The sequence below is a fragment of the Vibrio sp. 1978 genome (assembly GCF_033344345.1).
The window spans coordinates 192,836-211,742 of record NZ_JAWPOP010000002.1 but is presented as its reverse complement, the minus strand read 5'-3'; the positions used below and the strand labels follow the sequence as shown (position 1 = coordinate 211,742).

Below are 18,907 nucleotides of genomic sequence, written 5' to 3'. Positions count from 1 at the left end.
AAATTTCCTAGCCCCTATTCCATTGACTGCGTAATACCTCGACTAAGGCAAACACCCGATGAAATTTTGGAGCCCGAAAAACGAAAAATGCCCCGCAGCAATCTCTTGCTACAGGGCATGATGTAAAACGGCGTCTATATATTAAGAACCGATTCTAATTATAGTGCTGCAAGGCTTAAGCAGAAGCCTGCAATTGTCGCTGCCATAAGGTTAGACAACGTACCTGCAAGAACTGCTTTAACACCCATGCGAGCGATGTCACTACGACGGTTTGGTGCAAGGCTACCTAGACCACCAAGTAGAATCGCGATAGAAGAAAGGTTCGCGAAACCACATAGTGCGAATGAGATGATAGCTGTTGTCTTCTCAGACATTACTTCACCAGTTGCCGCGATTACTTGAGCGTTTTCACCTAGATATGGTGTGAAGTTCAAGTAAGCAACGAATTCGTTCACTACGATTTTCTGACCGATGAATGAACCAGCTGTTACAGCTTCTGCCCATGGAACACCGATTAGGAATGCTAGTGGAGAGAACGCGTAACCTAGGATTAGCTCTAGTGTTAGTTCTGGCATGCCGAACCAACCACCGATGCCACCTAGCATACCGTTGATTAGCGCGATTAGACCAACGAATGCGATTAGCATTGCACCTACGTTAAGCGCAAGTTGTAGACCAGAAGCCGCACCGCCCGCAGCTGCGTCGATTACGTTAACTGGTTTGTCGTCACCGCCGTCCATCGCTTCTTCGATACTTTCGTGAGGCTGGTCAGTCTCTGGGTGAAGGATTTTAGCGAACAGTAGACCACCTGGTGCTGCCATGAATGATGCCGCAACTAGGTACTCTAGTGGAACACCCATAGATGCGTAACCAGCTAGTACACCACCAGCAACAGAAGCTAGACCACCACACATTACCGCGAATAGCTCTGATTGAGTCATTTTTGGAACGAATGGGCGAACAACTAGAGGTGCCTCAGTTTGACCTACGAAAATGTTAGCTGCCGCTGACATTGATTCCGCACGAGAAGTGCCTAGCGCTTTTTGTAGTGCGCCACCAAGAATCTTGATAACCCATTGCATAACGCCAATGTAGTAAAGAACTGAAATCAGTGCAGAGAAGAAGATCAGTGTAGGAAGAACACGGAATGCGAAGATGAAACCGCCGCCGCCGAATACTTCGAACATCTTGTCAGAAACAAGACCACCGAACAGGAATGATGAACCATCGTTACCGTAGTTGATAACGTTAGAAACACCTGAAGAGAAACCGTTTAGTAGATCACGGCCCCAAGGTACATACAGAACAAATGCACCTAATGCGAATTGGATAGCGAATGCGCCACCCACAGTTCTAAAGTTGATAGCTTTTCGGTTGTTAGAAAATGCCACTGCAATCGCAAGAAGCACTACCATACCGATTAGGCTCATAAACAGGCTCATAGTTTATGACTTCCTTATAAGTTATTTATTGGCGTGTTACAAAATGGAGCTATAAAGCGGGGGCAATTATACTCATGCAGAATCAATTAAAGTAATGCCAGCCTCACACTTTCCTATAAGATTCATGATTGATTCAACCAGCTTTGTGAGTTAATTCACAATAAGCAGGAAAACGTTTTCGATTTCAAACCACATCTTTAGATTTTATTCACATATCGAGAAAGCAAAATTGCTATTTTTCCACAGTTGAGAGGCAATCGATTGCTTTCGGCCGTTATGCAACTCTACGAGCTCATTAAAGACGTGAATGAGTTTGGCTGGGTGATTTGACTCCCCTTGATATCCAAGTATAGGCATATCTGGTGCGTCTGTTTCGATTACTAGGTTTTCGAGTGGTAATTTTTGAATTGCGTCGCGTGTTTTCTTGGCTCTTGGGTAGGTAATCGTTCCTCCTACACCGATAAAAAAACCTAATTTGACCCACTCCATGGCTTGCTGATAACTCCCAGAAAAAGCGTGTAGTACACCACCTCTAGGGAGATTCGCCGCTTTCACCATTTGAATGAGGCGATTGTGCGCTTTTCGGCTATGTAAAATAACTGGGAGCTCGAAGCGTCTAGCCAGCTCAAATTGAACTTCAAGTATCTTTTCTTGCAACTGTGGATCAACATCAATGGCAAAATCTAAACCACACTCTCCTATTGCCACGCACTGCTGCCCTTTTTGATTTAGATAGCCTTCTAGCTCTGTAAGGTGCTGCTCAACGTTATCTTCAAGAAAATACGGATGAAAGCCGAGCGCATAATACAAATTGGCATGTTGCTCTGCCAAAGTTTGAATACGAGCCCAGTTTTGCGGACCGACGGAAGGAATCAAAATTCTTGCGACGCCTTGCGTTTGAGCAAGCTCAAGTTGATGCGCAAAGTCATCTTGAAACACATCAAAATCAAAGTGGCAGTGCGTATCAAAGAGCTTCATCTTGACGTTTTTTATCTGTATCTTCGGGCGGGAAATCAGAAGATCGTTGGGCTTCACTCTTCTCTTCAGCTTGGTGGGCAGGGTCTTTTCGATATGGGACGCAACTGCGTTTCTGATCGGGGGTTAACCCCATTTCTTTACACCAATTGTCGTAACGCTTTAGCCCACGTTTAAACCAGTTCATATCTTATCCTTATATAAAAACGCCCTTGGCTAAGTTTATAGCCAAGGGCGTTTTAAAATCTAGTTTGCGTTAAGGCTTACCCTAACCGCGCAAATTAGTGCTCACGCGTCGCACGGAAATCAACGTCCGGGAAACGCTCTTTCGCTAAGTTTAAGTTAACGATTGTTGGAGCGATATACGTTAGGTTATCACCACCATCCAATGCTAAGTTCGCTTGATTCTTGCGTTGGAACTCATCCAGTTTCTTCGCATCACCACACTCAACCCAACGCGCAGTTGCAACGTTAATGCCTTCATAAATCGCTTCAACGTTATACTCAGACTTCAAACGAGCCACAACAACATCAAACTGAAGTACACCAACGGCACCAACGATCAGATCGTTGTTCTGTAGAGGACGGAATACCTGTACCGCACCTTCTTCTGATAGCTGAACCAAACCTTTGAGAAGCTGCTTCTGCTTTAGTGGATCTTTCAGGCGAATACGACGGAATAGTTCCGGAGCGAAGTTCGGAATACCAGAGAACTTCAATGATTCACCTTGCGTAAAGGTATCACCAATCTGAATAGTACCGTGGTTGTGTAGACCAATGATGTCACCGGCGTAAGCGTGTTCTGCACGTGCACGGTCACCAGCCATAAAGGTTACTGCATCAGAGATACTCACTTGCTTGCCAAGACGAACGTGGTTCATCTTCATACCTTGCGTGTAAGTGCCCGATACAATACGCATGAATGCGATACGGTCGCGGTGTTTTGGGTCCATGTTCGCTTGGATCTTAAATACGAAACCAGAGAACTTCTCTTCAGTCGCTTCAACTTCACGTTCAACCGCTTGACGAGTTTTCGGCGCTGGAGCCCATTCAGTTAGACCGTCTAGCATATGATCCACACCAAAGTTACCTAATGCAGTACCGAAGTAAACTGGCGTAAGCTCACCTGTTAGGAACATTTCCAAATCAAACTCAGGGCAAGCACCCATGACAAGCTCAAGCTCTTCTCGAACACTTTCCGCAAGGCCTGCACCAACTTTTTCATCAAGCTCTGGGTTATCGAGACCTTTGATGATTCGAACTTCTTGAATCTCATGACCGTGACCTGATTCGTATAAAATCGTTTCATCACGGTGAATGTGGTACACACCTTTAAATTCTTTACCACAGCCGATTGGCCATGTAATTGGCGCACACATCATGCCCAACTCGTTTTCTACCTCGTCCAATACTTCCATTGGATCACGAACGTCACGGTCAAGTTTGTTCATGAAGGTTACGATTGGCGTGTCACGCAGACGCGTTACTTCCATCAGCTTACGTGTACGATCCTCGACACCTTTCGCCGCATCGATAACCATCAAACACGAGTCTACTGCCGTTAACGTACGGTATGTATCTTCCGAGAAGTCTTCGTGTCCAGGCGTATCAAGTAGGTTTACCAGACAGTCATTGTAAGGGAACTGCATTACAGAAGTGGTTACCGAGATACCACGTTCTTTTTCCATTTCCATCCAGTCTGATTTTGCGTGCTGTGCGTTACCACGACCTTTAACCGTACCTGCTTTTTGGATCGCGTTTCCGAATAAAAGGACTTTTTCAGTAATGGTGGTTTTACCCGCATCCGGGTGAGAAATAATAGCGAACGTTCTGCGCTTAGACACTTCGCCTAAAAAAAGGGGATTTGACATTAGTTAATCTTCTAAATTACTTTCATGCTCACAAAATAGGCAAGCATATCTACTATTCGATATTGTGCGGTATTCTCGCTTATTATCGCTGTGCTAGCAAACTGGAAAGACATGAACTGAATTTACTCGGCTCACCAGCCTTTACCTGCAACTAACAAGGGAAAGCCAGCGCCACACAAAGAGATGTAAAAATTCAAAAAATTGTTATTACATATTCAAAAGCCTCGAATCCGGATACGCATTTAAAGCATAAGTGTTGATGAGGTAATTAGTAACGGCCTAAAACTAACTCAAAAATAAGTAACTCATGATAATGGCGTCTTCCTTACCATTTCCCGATTTAGCTGGGTAATAGTTGTAACGACGGTCCACTTCATTAAAACCTGCTTGCTCATAAATATGGATAGCTGGGTGATTACTTTCACGCACTTCTAACCAAGCACTCTCTGCTTTGGCTTGTTCACAGTGTTCAATAAACGCGTCCAGCAATTTTTGCCCTAGCCCTCTGCCTTGTTGAGAAGGCGCTACTGCAATATTTAATAGTGTCACTTCTCCAACAATATTCTGTCCATAGAAGTAACCAACCACTTGAGAGCCTTCCAGCATCACATGATGGCAAGCACCGCGACTGGATAAGTCACGAACCAAAGATTCGGCCCAAGGGTGAGAATGTGCTTGCTGCTCGATTTGCCAAACTTGGTCGAGGTGCTCTGCACGCATCGGCGTAATTTCAATTGTCACGCATTAGCTCCGTTAAGAGTACGAACAGATTTGTTGCCACAATGCGCGGCGCTGTTCGTTATTACCATCAATATCTTGTAATAGTGGCGAGATCAGGTGCTTTGCCTTGATGCTTTTATCAGCCTCACAGCCTGCAAACCACACCCACTCTAGCTGATGTTCACCCAGCATGGATAAGCGCTCAGGCTCTAGGTGCAGCGCATCATCAAGCGTGAGCTTAATGCTTTTTAATACGCGCTCAAACATCAATGCCGTCTCGTTTTCTGGACATATTGGCGATACCAATAGGAGTTTACATGAACTTTGCAAATCCAATAATGGCGATTGATAGCCTTCCAGTCTTTCAGGGTGTACCAGCTCCCATGTGCTGATCCCCATTTCACGTAAATACTGTTTCTCGTTAATTGACATTTTCCGTCACCTATTTGAACGAGGGCAATCCTATCAAATTATCGCGATTATACCTAAAGGACTTCAAGGAACACCTGAACACAATGAGATGATTTGGATATTCCTGAACATAGCGTTTTGCCAACGGCCACACATTGGGTATGACATATAAGGTACATTATGAAATTCTTAAATACGCTACTACTTTGCACACTGGTAGCCGCCACCAGCATGAGTGTTTTTGCTAATAACAGCGATGAGTGGGAGCTGATTGCAACGAAAACCGTTAACTTTCATACAGAAACAGATACCGTGACACCAAATAGCCTATTCCGAAACCGAAGCTTCAGTAAAATAAAACTAAAATGTGTGCAAGGAACGGTAGACATTAATGGTTTAAAAGTCGTCATGACAGATGGTAGTGAGAAAAAGCTTTCCTCTATGGGCGTACTAACAAGCGGATTGTCGACTCGTGCCTGGAGCCTTCCAGGTACAAAAGAAGCCAAGCTAAAACAGATTGAAATGACTTACAGTAGCTGGGGAAGCACAAAACTTAGCCTGCTAGGGGTAAGTAAAAAAGCGAAAATAGAGGTCTGGGGCAAAAAGAAAAGTAACCAGTCATCCTAACCTCCCTATCTCAGTTTTCAGTGAATAAGAAAGAAGCCCACTTAGTCGTGGGCTTCTTTCATTTACAGTTCAGAGAACTCTGGCGCATAGTCTATGCGTCCGGAGCGTCCAGCACATTGACCTTCGACCAACTCTGCGACTCGAAATGCACCTTTAGGGACATCCCAAGCACATTCAAAGCCCATCTCGTCGCATGATTGAAAACCCTGGCGCGCGTAATAATCAGGATCGCCCAACACCACACACACTGGGTAGCCAAAATCACGCAGTGAATCAAAACCTTCTTTGATCAACTCTGCAGCGATGCCTTGGCGACGGTAATCTTCATGAACAGCTAATGGCGCTAGCCCTTGCCATGACAAATCTTCACCATTTAAGGTCACAGGGCTAAATAAAGCATGGCCTATCACCTCTCCCTCATCTGTACACGCGACTAAGGAAAGCGTGAATTTGCTGTTTTCGCGCAAACGCATCACAAGCTCAGCTTCAGCTTCCGTCGGGAAGGCGTGTTTCAATAAGCGGTCAATGGTAAGAATGTCCGCTGGGGCTTCAGTTCGAATAAGCATTCGCTACTCCGGTTGGTTGTGCAGGCGCTTGAACTCCTTTCTGAACAAAATCAGCCAATTGATTCAAAGCGACTTGCATTGCTTTCGGTAACTGCTCTAAGTCGACACTGTCCATTAAGTTTTTCACTTCTAAGCCAAGCTCAGTATCACCTTCAATTGAAAGGCGACGTTGGAAGAACAGTGTGTCAGGGTCTTCTTTACGACCAGCAATCAGTACTAGGTCGTTTAGATTACCACTAAAACTCACATCTTCCTGAACTGGTTTTTCAGCTACCACCAATTTTTCGTCTTGATAGCTGATGTACCATGCTAAGTTCAAGTCTTTAATCGCAACTTTTAACCACTTGTCTTCAAGGAACTCAAAGTCACCATCTTCCAAGGCTTCTTTAAACACCATTTTTAGCCCTTCTAGCAACGCTTTTTGCTGAATTGGCTGTGGTAATAACTGGACTGGAGAACGCAAAATATTAGCTGCGTTCTTTACTAGTTGACTGCGAATCTTGTTTAACACGTTCATTATCCGTTACTTTGTCATTAGGTTGCTTATATTAAGCAATCGTGGCGATGAGATTACTGTTATGTATCAATAAAGTGCTTATTTTAGATTGGTGGTTTATTGCTCACTAACGCTTCTTTTTTTGAACTTACGTGTATTATTGATGCGAACAGGTGGATAAACACTTTTACAACCGTATTTTCAAAGTTATAGTTATCTGAGCGTATCCATGTGATTGTCGACTGCACAGCTAAAACCGCGAGCCCTTTAATGGCAGGTAACACTTTAGCTTGGTGGTAGACCGCCGCAGGCTTATCAGGGTGTCGCTTTTTATACACGGACGAATAATCTGGCTCATTGGAGATCGGTAATACCCTAATGCCTTCCCAGCAATTAAAACATTGGTTTGCCACGCTAACCTCAAATAGCCCTTTCTTCTTTGCCATTCTTGATAAAAAACACAATTATCGAATGGTAAGTGACCGTTACTGCGATATCGCAGGTTTAAGTCATGAGGAAATCGTCGGCTTAAACGATTGCCAAGTGCTGGGTGAACAGTTTTATAAGAAGCTTGCACCATACTATCAGCGCGCGTTCAAAGGGGCACATGTCGAAGCCGAAATCACGCTCGATGAAACCGACCTTGAAACCAGTCTTCACTTTAGTCTTTCGCCAGTTTTTGAAGGTAACGACATTCGCTTTGTTGTTTTTCACGCTGTCGATACTTCAGAAAAGCAGATACTCGTTCGCTCCTTAGAAGAGTCCGAAAGTAAGTTTGCGAAGTTAACACAACTGCTACCAGACGGCTTACTGCTTATCGAAGATGATATTGTCATCTCTGCGAACCCCGCATCAGCGCGCCTTCTCGGACTTAACTCTCCTCATGAATTGTTGGGCGAAGAGCTAAGTCGTTTATTCATCGATGAAAACAGTAAAAAGGTATTTAGTCATCGATTGAGTACATTAATTTCTGACAAACCTTTTGTCTGCTTAACCAGTGCAAGATGCGGCTTTGAACGGAAAGTTCAGCTACACGCGGATTCCACGGCGATATTAGGTAGCGAATCTCAAATTATCCTAATCCAAGATGCTGATGATGCGCCCAAAAACCTGTCTTCTGCATCGAATGAAGACATACACATTGACTCGCTCACCAAACTCTACAACCGCTTTGGCTTCACCAAACGTTTGGAACAGCTGATCAAAAAGCAAACACCGCTTCTGGTGTTCTATTTGGATATCGATAACTTCAAAAACATTAATGACTCACTTGGTCACCATATTGGCGATAAAGTGATTCAAGAGGTATCGGCCCGTCTTAAACGGTTACTACCAAACCAAGCGATTATTGGTCATTTGGGTGGCGATGAGTTTGGCGTCATTCTGCCGGAGCCAGAAAATACCCGCATGGCTGAAATTTTGTCCGATCGCATTATCTCGTTGATCAACCAACCTTTCGACTTGCACCACTTCAGCAAACGCCTTGCCTGTTCAATTGGTAGCGTTCGATACCCTGAAGACGGACAAGATGCACGAATCCTACTACAAAATGCCGATACTGCGATGTATGAAGCCAAAGATCGTGGTAGAAATCGTCTGATCAAATTTAACGATCAAATGAACAAAGAAGCGCGTATGCGTTTGTGGCTTGAAATCGAACTGCAAAAAGCATTGCAGCAGAACGGTTTGGAAGTGTGGTATCAACCTAAGGTTAACGCGCGAGACTTCAGTATCAACGGCGCAGAAGCGCTCGTTCGTTGGAAGCATCCAGTCGAAGGGTACATTAGTCCTGGCTCATTCATTCCTGTCGCCGAGCGCGCTGGGTTAATCGAACACCTTGGACGTGTCGTGATGCGTGATGTTTTCAATACGGTAAAACGTTGGAAGCAACAAGGCATACTGCCAGGCCGTGTCGCCATCAACCTCTCTCCCGAGCAATTTGGCAACCCACAGCTGATCGACTTTATGGAAAAGCTGCTTCGCACTACCGAGCTTGATCCAAGCTGCATTACCTTCGAGCTAACCGAAAGTGCCGTGATGAGTGATAGCGAACATACACTGCAGATGTTGAATGCGATTAAAAAGCTTGGCTTCGCTCTCTCTATCGATGACTTTGGTACCGGCTACTCTTCTCTTTCCTACTTAGCGCGTTTCCCTATTGACGAGCTAAAAATCGACCGCGCTTTTATTAATGATATCGACACACTACCGAAACAAGTCACTGTGATTGAAAACATCATTAATCTGGGTAAGTCGCTCGACTTAACTGTCGTTGCCGAGGGGGTGGAAACCCACCAGCAAGCTACTTTGCTCTCTAACCTTCAATGTAATGCGATTCAAGGATTCCATTTTTATCGCCCGCAGCCAAAACATGAAATTGAAGAGCTGTTTGTACAGAATCGTCGTCACAAGAACTAACCCCGACCCGATACCCTTACTCGCAAGGGGTAAATATCGACTTTATTGAGCTAAACCTAACTTAGGTCAATTTCGCTATTCATAATTCTTCATAAAATGCGGACACCTTTTTATTCTCAATGATTGTGAGCATATGGAACTCTTGTGTCCCGCGGGTAACCTGCCTGCGTTAAAAACTGCGATTGATTGCGGTGCCGATGCCGTCTACATTGGTTTCAAAGATGATACCAACGCCCGTCACTTTGCTGGCCTCAACTTTAACGGCAAAAAGTTAGAAAAAGCGGTGCAATACGTTCATGACCGCAATAAAAAAATTCATGTCGCGTTGAATACCTTCGCTCATCCCAATGGCTTCGAGCGCTGGACGAACGCAGTAGACAATGCAGCGGCACTGGGTGTAGACGCGCTGATTGTTGCAGACATTGCAGTGCTGGAGTACGCGGCTCGCAAATATCCCGATCTGGAACTACACCTTTCAGTGCAAGCATCAGCGACCAACGTCGCAGCCATTGATTTTTACAAACAAAACTTCAACGTAAAACGGGTAGTGCTACCCCGCGTTTTATCGATTCATCAGGTCAAACAGCTCTCACGCAACATCACTAGCGATGTCGAGTTAGAAGTCTTTGCTTTTGGTAGCCTTTGCATCATGTCTGAAGGTCGCTGCTACCTATCGTCATACATGACAGGCGAGTCTCCAAACACTGTGGGAGCATGCTCTCCAGCTAAGTACGTTCGCTGGCAAGAAACAGAAAATGGTCTGGAATCCCGCCTTAACGACATTTTGATCGATCGCTACAGCACCGGTGAAAATGCGGGCTACCCTACCTTGTGTAAAGGCCGTTTCGAAGCAGAAATCGAAGGCGAGAAAAAACGCTACCACGCACTGGAAGAACCAACCAGTTTGAACACCCTCTCTATGCTGCCAGAACTATTTGCTGCAAATGTGGCGTCTGTAAAAATTGAAGGTCGCCAACGTAGCCCAGCTTACGTAGAACAAGTCACTCGAACATGGCGAGCCGCGATTGACCGTTACCAAGCAAACCCAGAAGCTTATCAAGTCGAAGCGGCTTGGGATGCCGCATTGGCAAACGTGTCTGAAGGTACGCAGACCACACTTGGTGCTTATCACCGCAAATGGCAGTAGAGGTTAAGATGGATAATTCAATGAAATACGCGCTTGGCCCGCTGTTGTACTTCTGGCCAAAACAAGACATCGAAGCGTTTTATGAACAAGCGAAATCAAGCTCCGCGGACATCATCTATCTTGGGGAAACCGTATGCTCAAAACGTCGAGAAATGAAGCCTTCGCATTGGCTTGAAATAGCAAAAGAGCTGTCTGCATCTGGCAAGCAAGTGGTGCTATCAACAATGGCACTACTAGAAGCTCCGAGTGAAGTAAACATAATGAAGAAGTACATCGACAACGGTGACTTCGCGATTGAAGCAAATGACGTATCTGCTGTTCAATTGGCATCAGAGCATAAAGTGCCTTTCGTCGTTGGCCCTGCAATCAATACTTATAACGCACACACGCTCAACTTATTTTTGAAGCAAGGTATGATGCGTTGGTGCATGCCTGTCGAGCTCTCTCGCGAATGGTTAAACGATACTTTGGTTCAGTGTGACGAGCTTGGTATTCGTAACAAGTTTGAAGTTGAGGTATTTAGCCACGGTTATTTGCCTTTAGCATATTCCGCTCGCTGTTTCACAGCCCGAGCTGAAAACCTAGCGAAAGACGATTGCGAAACCTGCTGTATCAAATACCCTACGGGTATCCAGGTCAGCAGCCAAGAAGGACAAGAAGTCTTTAACCTTAACGGCATTCAAACGCAATCAGGGTATTGTTATAACCTGATCAATGACTTACCAAGTATGCAAGGCCTGGTTGATGTGGTCCGATTAAGCCCTCTCGGTGTGAGTACACTTTCTGAGTTAGAGCATTTTCGCTCAAACGAGCACGGCGACAACCCTGAAAAACTTGAAAGCCGCCAATGCAATGGCTATTGGCATCAGCTAGCTGGCTTAGAAGTAAAAAACATTTAGCTCCCCAAAAAAGAAAAGCGAGGCCCAACCTCGCTTTTCTCTATCAGCCATTGTTAACAGGCTTGCACTGTTGGCTCAGCCGAAGTTTCATTAAGCAGCTTTTTCACATCTCGCCACAACATACTGATCACGACCAAACTCAATGCAATGTTAGACAATGGGAAAGCTAACCAAATGCCTGTCACGCCGAAAAGTTTCGGCATAATGAATAAGAATGGCAACTGGACCAGCATGTTGCCTAGTGTTACAAACATAGCTTTGCTGCCTTTGTTTACTGATTGATAGTACGCGGCCGCCACAACTAAAAAACCATCTAAGAACAACGCAAACATGTGTAAACGAATCCCGATCACAGTGCTATCAATCAACTGTTGGTCAGCATTATTAAACACCGCAACCAGTTCGTACGGGAAAAGGTTCATCAAAACAACGAACGCCACCCCACCAAGCACAGATGTCCCCATCGCGACCTTTAATAACTTTCTGATGTTCTCCTGATTACGTGCACCGTGGTTGAAGCTCACTAAAGGCTGCATACCATTCGCAATTCCTTCGGCTATCAGATAGTAAACCGTCACGATGTACCCCAAAATGGCGTACGCTCCGATCAACATTGCACTTCCGTATTGAGCAAATAACGCGTTGTGCAGTGCCACCATCACAGAGCCGTAGGCGTACATAAAGAAACTTGATGTACCTATCATGATAATCTTTGGTGCAGCATCAACCTGAACTTTGAAGTCGCGGATACGAAGGCGTAATGTTGCTTTTGAAGTAAAGAAGTAACCAATACCGAGCACAGTGACCACTAATTGTGCAAGTGCAGTGGCAATAGCGGCTCCGGTTAACTCCCACTCCAACCAAGCAATAAATACGTAGTCTAATACGATGTTAATAACGGCACCGATGACCATCAAAATCGTTGCTAAGTTCGGGCTGTCGTCATTGCGTAACAGAAACGGAACTGCGATAGAACCCAACGTGAATACGCACGCGACAATCAGAATATGCAAATATTGCAGCGCAAGTTCAAACACTCGCCCTTCCGCACCTTGCCAGCGAATAAATTCATCCGAAAACAAGAACAATATTGTAGCAACGACCGGCATCAATGCCGCTAACAACGTCAATCCGGTCGTTAGGATTCGCTTAGCGCCTTCATGATCGTTCTCTCCTTGCTTGATCGAAGTCAGCGCGCCAGTCCCCACCCCAATCATCATTCCTATACCGAGGATCGAACCGATAATAGGCCACGCAACATTGATCCCAGCTAATCCGTCAGCGCCAACATAACGGCCAATAAAAATGCCATCAACTATTTGATACAAACCGTTTACGAGCATTGCTGCGACGGTTGGAATCGTATATTTCCAAAACTGTCTATAAATTGAGTTTTGCATGACTGTCACCAGTAGTTAGCAAAGCTAACCATTTAATTAGCAAGACTAACTAAATGGTTAATTTAAATAAAAGAAAGATGAAACAACAAAAACTAAACCATACAGCTGAGGCCTTTGCTTTAGTTTAAAATGACTTATTACTCAATGCTTTATTCAATAAAGCTTGTAACTGTTCAGCTTCTTGCTGATTTAATTGTTGCATCATTTGGTCAGAGATATCTTTGTACACTACCTGCTCCAAAGACATTTTTTCTGCGACTTCTTCCGTAAGCAACACACGCTTAGCACGAGCATCCTCATTACATGCGATGCGTTTCACCAAACCCTTTTTTTCCAAACGCACAACCATTGTCGATGCGGAAGGCTTAGTCACTTGCAGCTCTTCTGCAAGATCGGTTATTCGCACACCCTCAGGGTAAACCTGAATCACACGTAAATAATCGAACTCATTAAAGCTTAGATGTGATAATGGATCTTCTTTGGCATAGACACGCCAAGCTTTGGCGCAAAAACGCTCTAAATCAATCAAGCTTTCTTCTAATGCCATAAAAGCCACCACCACTTAGTTAGCAAGGCTAACTATTTTAAATGAGTCACTCATCAAGTTCAATCATAAAAAAAGCCGCTCTCATCGAGCGGCTCTAAATCATTCAATTTCCAGCTTCTTGGCAGCCTTTAACTTGGCCAATCTATCTTGCTGTAATTGATCGTAAATTTGCGCCAACTCCAAGAAAGAATAGCGATGCTCAACATAATCGTAAACGTTGAACGAAATCGCGAGCTTATAAAGTGAGATGGCACTTGCGATATCACCTTCAAGCTGATTACGCTTTCCAAGGTAGAAATACGTTTCCGTCAATCGTTCAGCTAGGCGATAGTTCTCTCTCGTTCCATCCATAATTGCTTTAAGCGCGTCTTCGTCCGAGACGTCTCGTAGCATGATGGCAACAAGAACCCATCCCCACTCTTCACTACGATCTCGTAAATAACGCTGTTGAAGATTGGCTTTTGCTTGCTCTGGATTTTGCTCAGCTTCGATGATGTACAGCCATAATGAACGAAAAGGATCCGTTGGCATTTCTTGATAATGCTTGGTCATATCTTCTAAAGCGAGATCGATTCTGCCACCATAATACAGTGCAATCGCACGGTTGCGCTCAGCATAGGTATTATCAGGAGCCAACTCTATGGTCGAGTCAAACGCTTCATATGCCGCATCAAACTCTCCTACTTGGGTAAAGTATACTCCCAAAAGATTGAAGATGTCCGGCTGAGCAGGATTCAACTGCAAAGACTGGTTAAAGTCCAAACGGGCAAGATCACGCAAACCAACGCTGTCGTAGTAGCTACCGCGCTCATAATGCATTTTAGCGCGCACTTCATCACTAAGGTCGGGACGTTGTAGCAACTGCGAGAGACGCGCGATTTGTACTTCTTGTTGAACACTAGGCTGAAGTGGCACCGCCATCGGTGGATATAACCACTTTTGTGCTGATTGTTGAGAAGTATTTGCACAACCGGTCAGCGCGATAGCAACACATAAAATTGCGGTTTGAAACCATTTCACTAATTGATACTCCTGTTTGGACCGCTCAAGATTTGTTTCTCTTAATGCAATATAGGCGATAACCTCGTTTGAGGTTAATACATCGAAACAAACCAAAAAAGGGGAGCGAAAATGCTCCCCTTTTATAACATGCTTTCAGGCCCTTAATCTAATAAAAGGCTGAAAGTCTCATTTTGTCTTACTCGTCTTTAGCAGCCGGTGCTTCAGCAGCAGCTTCTTCAGCTGGCTTTTCTACCGCTTCTTTCATGCTTAGACGTACACGGCCTTGGCGGTCGATTTCAAGAACTTTAACTTGAACTTCTTGACCTTCAGCTAGGTAGTCAGACACTTTCTCTACGCGTTTTTCTGCGATTTGAGAAATGTGTACAAGACCATCTTTGCCTGGAAGAACCGTTACGAATGCACCGAAGTCTGCTAGACGTGCAACTTTACCTGTGTAGATACGGCCCACTTCAACTTCAGCAGTGATCTCTTCGATACGGCGGATAGCTTCTTTCGCAGCAGTGCCTTCAGTTGCCGCAATCTTGATAGTACCGTCGTCTTCGATTTCGATAGTTGTACCAGTCTCTTCAGTTAGAGCACGGATAACTGCACCACCTTTACCGATAACGTCTTTGATCTTCTCAGCGCTGATCTTCATCGTGTGAATACGCGGAGCAAATTCAGAGATGTCTTCACGAGCACCAGAGATTGCTTCATCCATTACAGATAGGATGTGCTTACGTGCGCCTTGAGCTTGGTTAAGCGCAATTTGCATGATTTCTTTAGTGATGCCTTCGATCTTGATGTCCATTTGAAGTGCAGTGATACCAGTGTTAGTACCTGCTACTTTAAAGTCCATGTCACCTAGATGGTCTTCATCGCCAAGGATGTCAGAAAGTACAACGAAATCGTCACCTTCTTTAACAAGACCCATTGCGATACCAGCAACAGATGCTTTGATTGGTACACCTGCGTCCATAAGCGCAAGAGAAGTACCACATACTGAAGCCATTGAAGATGAACCGTTAGATTCAGTGATTTCCGATACAACACGTACTGTGTATGGGAACTCATCAACAGAAGGCATTACTGCAGCAATACCACGCTTCGCCAGTTTACCGTGGCCGATTTCACGACGCTTAGGAGAACCTACAAAACCAGTTTCACCTACACAGTATGGAGGGAAGTTGTAGTGCAGTAGGAAGTGATCTTTACGCTCACCAGTTAGCTCATCGATGATTTGAGCATCACGCTGAGTACCTAGCGTTGCCGTAACGATCGCCTGAGTTTCACCACGAGTGAATAGCGCGCTACCGTGAGTACGAGGAAGAACACCAGTACGTACATCTAGTGCACGAACCATGTCTTTTTCACGGCCATCGATACGAGGGTTACCTGCAATAATACGGCTACGTACTACTGTCTTCTCTAGATCATGGAAGATAGTGTGGATTTCTTTTGTATCTGCTTCAGGATCTTCAGCAAGAAGAACTTCATTTACTTCCGCAGCGATCTCATGGATGCGGTCGTAACGAGCCATTTTCTCAGTAATTTGGTAGGCCTCAACAAGTTTAGCTTCTGCTAGATCAGCAATCTTATTTTTAAGCGCTGTGTTCTCTTCAGGAGCAACCCAATCCCAAGCAGGAGTTGCAACTTCTACTTTGAATTCGTTGATAGCTTTAATAGCAACTTGTTGTTGGTCATGACCATAAACAACCGCCGCTAGCATTTCTTCTTCAGTTAGGTTGTCCGCTTCTGACTCAACCATCAGTACTGCTGACTCTGTACCTGCAACAACAAGGTCAAGCTTAGAAGTTTCTAGTTCAGTTTGGCTAGGGTTAAGTACAAGCTGACCATCGATATGACCAACACGCGCCGCACCGATAGGGCCGTTGAATGGAATGCCAGAGATAGCAAGAGCAGCAGAAGTACCGATCATTGTAACGATATCTGGCTGAACATCTGGGTTTACAGACATTACTGTCGCGATAACCTGAACTTCGTTTTTAAACGCGTCTGGGAATAGCGGACGGATTGGACGGTCGATTAGACGAGCTGTTAGCGTTTCGCCTTCAGAAGGACGACCTTCACGTTTGAAGAAGCCGCCTGGGATTTTACCCGCAGCGTAAGTACGCTCTTGGTAGTTAACCGTTAGTGGGAAGAAGTCTTGACCTGCAACGGCTTCTTTTTTACCTACAACAGATACGAATACAGACGTATCATCCATTGTGACCATAACTGCTGCTGTAGCTTGACGTGCAATAACGCCAGTTTCTAAAGTAACTGTGTGGTTACCGTACTGGAACGTTTTAACAACTGGTTTTTCGAACATTGTTATTCCTTGTTTCTAATCTTCCTTTAGTGCTTAAAGAAATCTTAGATGTGTTAATTGACACTCAAGGCATTACGAATCGCGACTAGTAAAAAGAAACTCGGAAATTCCTTTTGAATAGTCGCGACCTTTTGGTCGACGTGGTTGACTGTAATGCTATGAGCTTTTGAGAAAACCTCTTACAAGGTTTAGCCGCCAGTATTATAACGGCATAAGTCTAATTTGGCTAAATTTAGGCAACAAAAAAGGGGCATAAAGCCCCTTTTTAGACAAACTGCTATGCAGTCGCTGATTAGCGACGTAGGCCTAGACGTTTGATTAGGTCTTGGTAGCGAGCTAGGTTTTTACCTTTTAGGTAATCTAGAAGCTTACGACGACGAGAAACCATGCGTAGAAGACCACGACGGCTGTGGTGATCGCCTTTGTGCGCTTTGAAGTGACCTTGTAGGTGGTTGATAGAAGCTGTAAGTAGAGCTACTTGAACTTCTGGTGAACCAGTGTCGCCTTCGCCTTGTGCGTATTCTGCAACGATTGCTGCTTTAGTTTCTGCATTCAGAGACATAATTCTCTCCTAATAAGAGTAGGTTTAAAGTTGTAGCAGCCAATCTCTGATTCAGCCGCTACGCGAAGCGCGGATTATAGGGAAATTTCCTATCTCGTGCAATATAAAAATACCGACACTCAGGTCGGTATTTTCAATCATTTACTTGGATGCAACGTCATCTCGGAACACGACCAATCGCTTAGGAGCGATTTTGCCATCTTCGTTCATTTCGCCAACGCCAATAAACAAGCGTTCTTCACCCATAGTAAGGCGAAGTGAGCCCTCAGTCGGAGCACCAAATACTTGAACGGGCTGCCCATGTTGGACCATATTCGCCAGTTCAGGCACCAAGTTGACTTCTGGTAAGTCTTCTACCGCTGTATCCATTGGCAAAAGCAGTGGGTCCAGTAGCTCTCGAGGTGCTCGTTCCTCGCGGTGAGCTTGCTCTAGCAACTCATTTAGTTGCTCGAGTGTTACCATATTCTCGTAAGGGTATTTAGCAACACCAGTACGACGAAGCATAGTTACGTGCGCACCACAACCTAACATTTCGCCCAGATCATCAACGATAGTACGAATATAGGTACCTTTAGAGCAGTGCACTTCCATCTCTACTTCATCGCCTTCAAAACGGTGAAGAACAATCTCATATACCGTGATCTTACGAGATTCACGCGGAACTTCGATGCCTTTACGAGCGTATTCATACAAGGGTTTACCTTGATACTTCAACGCAGAGAACATGGAAGGCACTTGATCAGATTCACCACGGAACTGATCGATGCACGCCTCTAGCTTGTCTAACGTAACATCGACTGGACGAGTCTCTACAACTTCACCATCCGAGTCAGACGTATTGGTACGTTCACCCAGCTTTGCGATCACACGGTAGCGTTTATCAGAATCAAGAAGAAACTGAGAAAATTTTGTCGCTTCACCCAAGCAAATTGGCAGCATGCCTGTCGCTAATGGGTCCAAGGCTCCAGTGTGGCCTGCTTTCTCAGCAAAGTAGATTCGCTTTACTTTTTGCAGTGCATCATTGGAAGAGATACCTGTTGGTTTGTCCAACAGTATAACGCCATTAATTGGACGACCTTTACGACGACGAGCCATTATTCTTCGTCCTCACGACCAGAATCTTTTTGCTTTTGTTTGTCTGAACTAACGACTTCAGACACTAGGTTAGACATACGCATACCTTCAACAAGCGTATTGTCATAGTGGAAGCGGATTTCTGGCGTTAAACGTAGACGAATACGCTTACCTAACATCATGCGAATGTGCACTTCGTGCTCACGTAGCGCTGCTAGACATGATTCTGGTGTTTGCTCACCCACACACAGGAAGGTCACAAATACTTTTGCGTAAGCTAGGTCACGAGAGACTTCTACGTCTGAGATCGTCACCATGCCAAGGCGAGAGTCACGAACTTCACGTTGAAGGATCATCGCTAGTTCTTTTTGCAGCTGCTGTGCAACGCGCTGCGTGCGGCTAAATTCTTTTGACATAT

General features: G+C 44.9%; 19 protein-coding genes. 4 read left to right on the top strand and 15 right to left on the bottom strand.

Annotated features, from left to right (window positions below; translation table 11 throughout):
* Positions 1-158 precede the first annotated feature (158 nt).
* From R8N49_RS02920 to R8N49_RS02895, 6 genes are all read right to left on the bottom strand, one after another.
* Complete coding sequence (locus tag R8N49_RS02920) at positions 159-1,442, bottom strand: NupC/NupG family nucleoside CNT transporter (protein WP_005380131.1); 1,284 nt, start codon at positions 1,440-1,442, stop codon at positions 159-161.
* 204 nt (positions 1,443-1,646) lie between these two features.
* A complete protein-coding gene (locus tag R8N49_RS02915) occupies positions 1,647-2,420 on the bottom strand; it encodes a TatD family hydrolase (protein WP_005380129.1) in 774 nt (257 codons plus the stop codon).
* A complete protein-coding gene (locus R8N49_RS02910) occupies positions 2,407-2,604 on the bottom strand; it encodes a DUF5363 domain-containing protein (protein WP_258489268.1) in 198 nt (65 codons plus the stop codon). The genes R8N49_RS02915 and R8N49_RS02910 overlap by 14 nt, the downstream gene beginning before the upstream one ends.
* A 94-nt stretch (positions 2,605-2,698) precedes the next feature.
* Positions 2,699-4,288: a peptide chain release factor 3 gene (gene prfC, locus R8N49_RS02905; RefSeq protein ID WP_149192410.1), complete on the bottom strand. Its 1,590-nt coding sequence runs from the start codon at positions 4,286-4,288 to the stop codon at positions 2,699-2,701.
* A 285-nt stretch (positions 4,289-4,573) separates the two neighbouring features.
* Positions 4,574-5,029 (bottom strand): ribosomal protein S18-alanine N-acetyltransferase, encoded by a 456-nt coding sequence (gene rimI / locus R8N49_RS02900; RefSeq protein ID WP_005386430.1) that lies wholly within the window; start codon positions 5,027-5,029, stop codon positions 4,574-4,576.
* A 12-nt stretch (positions 5,030-5,041) separates the two neighbouring features.
* Positions 5,042-5,440 (bottom strand): DNA polymerase III subunit psi, encoded by a 399-nt coding sequence (locus R8N49_RS02895; protein WP_053306748.1) that lies wholly within the window; start codon positions 5,438-5,440, stop codon positions 5,042-5,044.
* 159 nt (positions 5,441-5,599) lie between these two features.
* On the opposite strand from R8N49_RS02895, the gene R8N49_RS02890 reads away from it, so the two are divergent.
* Positions 5,600-6,046, top strand: coding sequence for a hypothetical protein (locus R8N49_RS02890; protein ID WP_031781040.1), 447 nt, complete (start codon positions 5,600-5,602; stop codon positions 6,044-6,046).
* A gap of 62 nt (positions 6,047-6,108) precedes the next feature.
* Here R8N49_RS02890 and R8N49_RS02885 read toward each other — a convergent pair whose 3' ends face one another.
* Together R8N49_RS02885 and ubiT are read right to left on the bottom strand one after the other, a co-directional pair.
* A complete protein-coding gene (locus tag R8N49_RS02885; RefSeq protein WP_005380119.1) occupies positions 6,109-6,612 on the bottom strand; it encodes a GNAT family N-acetyltransferase in 504 nt (167 codons plus the stop codon).
* A complete protein-coding gene (gene ubiT / locus R8N49_RS02880; RefSeq protein WP_005394645.1) occupies positions 6,596-7,123 on the bottom strand; it encodes a ubiquinone anaerobic biosynthesis accessory factor UbiT in 528 nt (175 codons plus the stop codon). The genes R8N49_RS02885 and ubiT overlap by 17 nt, the downstream gene beginning before the upstream one ends.
* Positions 7,124-7,486: 363 nt before the next feature.
* On the opposite strand from ubiT, the gene R8N49_RS02875 reads away from it, so the two are divergent.
* The 3 genes from R8N49_RS02875 to R8N49_RS02865 all read left to right on the top strand — a co-directional run bounded on the left by R8N49_RS02875 (position 7,487) and on the right by R8N49_RS02865 (position 11,572).
* On the top strand, positions 7,487-9,526 hold the full coding sequence (locus tag R8N49_RS02875; protein ID WP_005380112.1) for a bifunctional diguanylate cyclase/phosphodiesterase: 2,040 nt from the start codon (positions 7,487-7,489) through the stop codon (positions 9,524-9,526).
* A 133-nt stretch (positions 9,527-9,659) separates the two neighbouring features.
* Positions 9,660-10,673 (top strand): ubiquinone anaerobic biosynthesis protein UbiU, encoded by a 1,014-nt coding sequence (gene ubiU / locus R8N49_RS02870; protein ID WP_005380110.1) that lies wholly within the window; start codon positions 9,660-9,662, stop codon positions 10,671-10,673.
* A gap of 20 nt (positions 10,674-10,693) precedes the next feature.
* Positions 10,694-11,572: a U32 family peptidase gene (locus R8N49_RS02865; RefSeq protein WP_005380107.1), complete on the top strand. Its 879-nt coding sequence runs from the start codon at positions 10,694-10,696 to the stop codon at positions 11,570-11,572.
* A gap of 53 nt (positions 11,573-11,625) precedes the next feature.
* On the opposite strand, the gene R8N49_RS02860 is transcribed toward R8N49_RS02865, so the two are convergent.
* The 7 genes from R8N49_RS02860 to rbfA form a co-directional block, all read right to left on the bottom strand.
* The gene (locus tag R8N49_RS02860) at positions 11,626-12,972 is read right to left on the bottom strand and encodes an MATE family efflux transporter (protein WP_062730457.1); all 1,347 of its coding nucleotides are present in this window, start codon (positions 12,970-12,972) and stop codon (positions 11,626-11,628) included.
* 124 nt (positions 12,973-13,096) lie between these two features.
* The gene (locus R8N49_RS02855; protein ID WP_005380103.1) at positions 13,097-13,519 is read right to left on the bottom strand and encodes a MarR family winged helix-turn-helix transcriptional regulator; all 423 of its coding nucleotides are present in this window, start codon (positions 13,517-13,519) and stop codon (positions 13,097-13,099) included.
* Positions 13,520-13,618: 99 nt separating this feature from the next.
* On the bottom strand, positions 13,619-14,539 hold the full coding sequence (gene nlpI, locus R8N49_RS02850; RefSeq protein WP_005380101.1) for a lipoprotein NlpI: 921 nt from the start codon (positions 14,537-14,539) through the stop codon (positions 13,619-13,621).
* 178 nt (positions 14,540-14,717) lie between these two features.
* Positions 14,718-16,853: a polyribonucleotide nucleotidyltransferase gene (pnp, locus tag R8N49_RS02845; protein ID WP_054576315.1), complete on the bottom strand. Its 2,136-nt coding sequence runs from the start codon at positions 16,851-16,853 to the stop codon at positions 14,718-14,720.
* Positions 16,854-17,145: 292 nt separating this feature from the next.
* Positions 17,146-17,415: a 30S ribosomal protein S15 gene (gene rpsO, locus R8N49_RS02840; protein WP_005380094.1), complete on the bottom strand. Its 270-nt coding sequence runs from the start codon at positions 17,413-17,415 to the stop codon at positions 17,146-17,148.
* Positions 17,416-17,556: 141 nt separating this feature from the next.
* Positions 17,557-18,510 carry a tRNA pseudouridine(55) synthase TruB gene (truB, locus tag R8N49_RS02835; protein ID WP_005380088.1) on the bottom strand — a complete coding sequence of 318 codons (954 nt, stop codon included), beginning with the start codon at positions 18,508-18,510 and terminating at the stop codon, positions 17,557-17,559.
* Positions 18,510-18,905: a 30S ribosome-binding factor RbfA gene (gene rbfA / locus R8N49_RS02830; RefSeq protein ID WP_005380087.1), complete on the bottom strand. Its 396-nt coding sequence runs from the start codon at positions 18,903-18,905 to the stop codon at positions 18,510-18,512. The genes truB and rbfA overlap by 1 nt, the downstream gene beginning before the upstream one ends.
* Between the last annotated feature and the right edge of the window lie 2 nt (positions 18,906-18,907).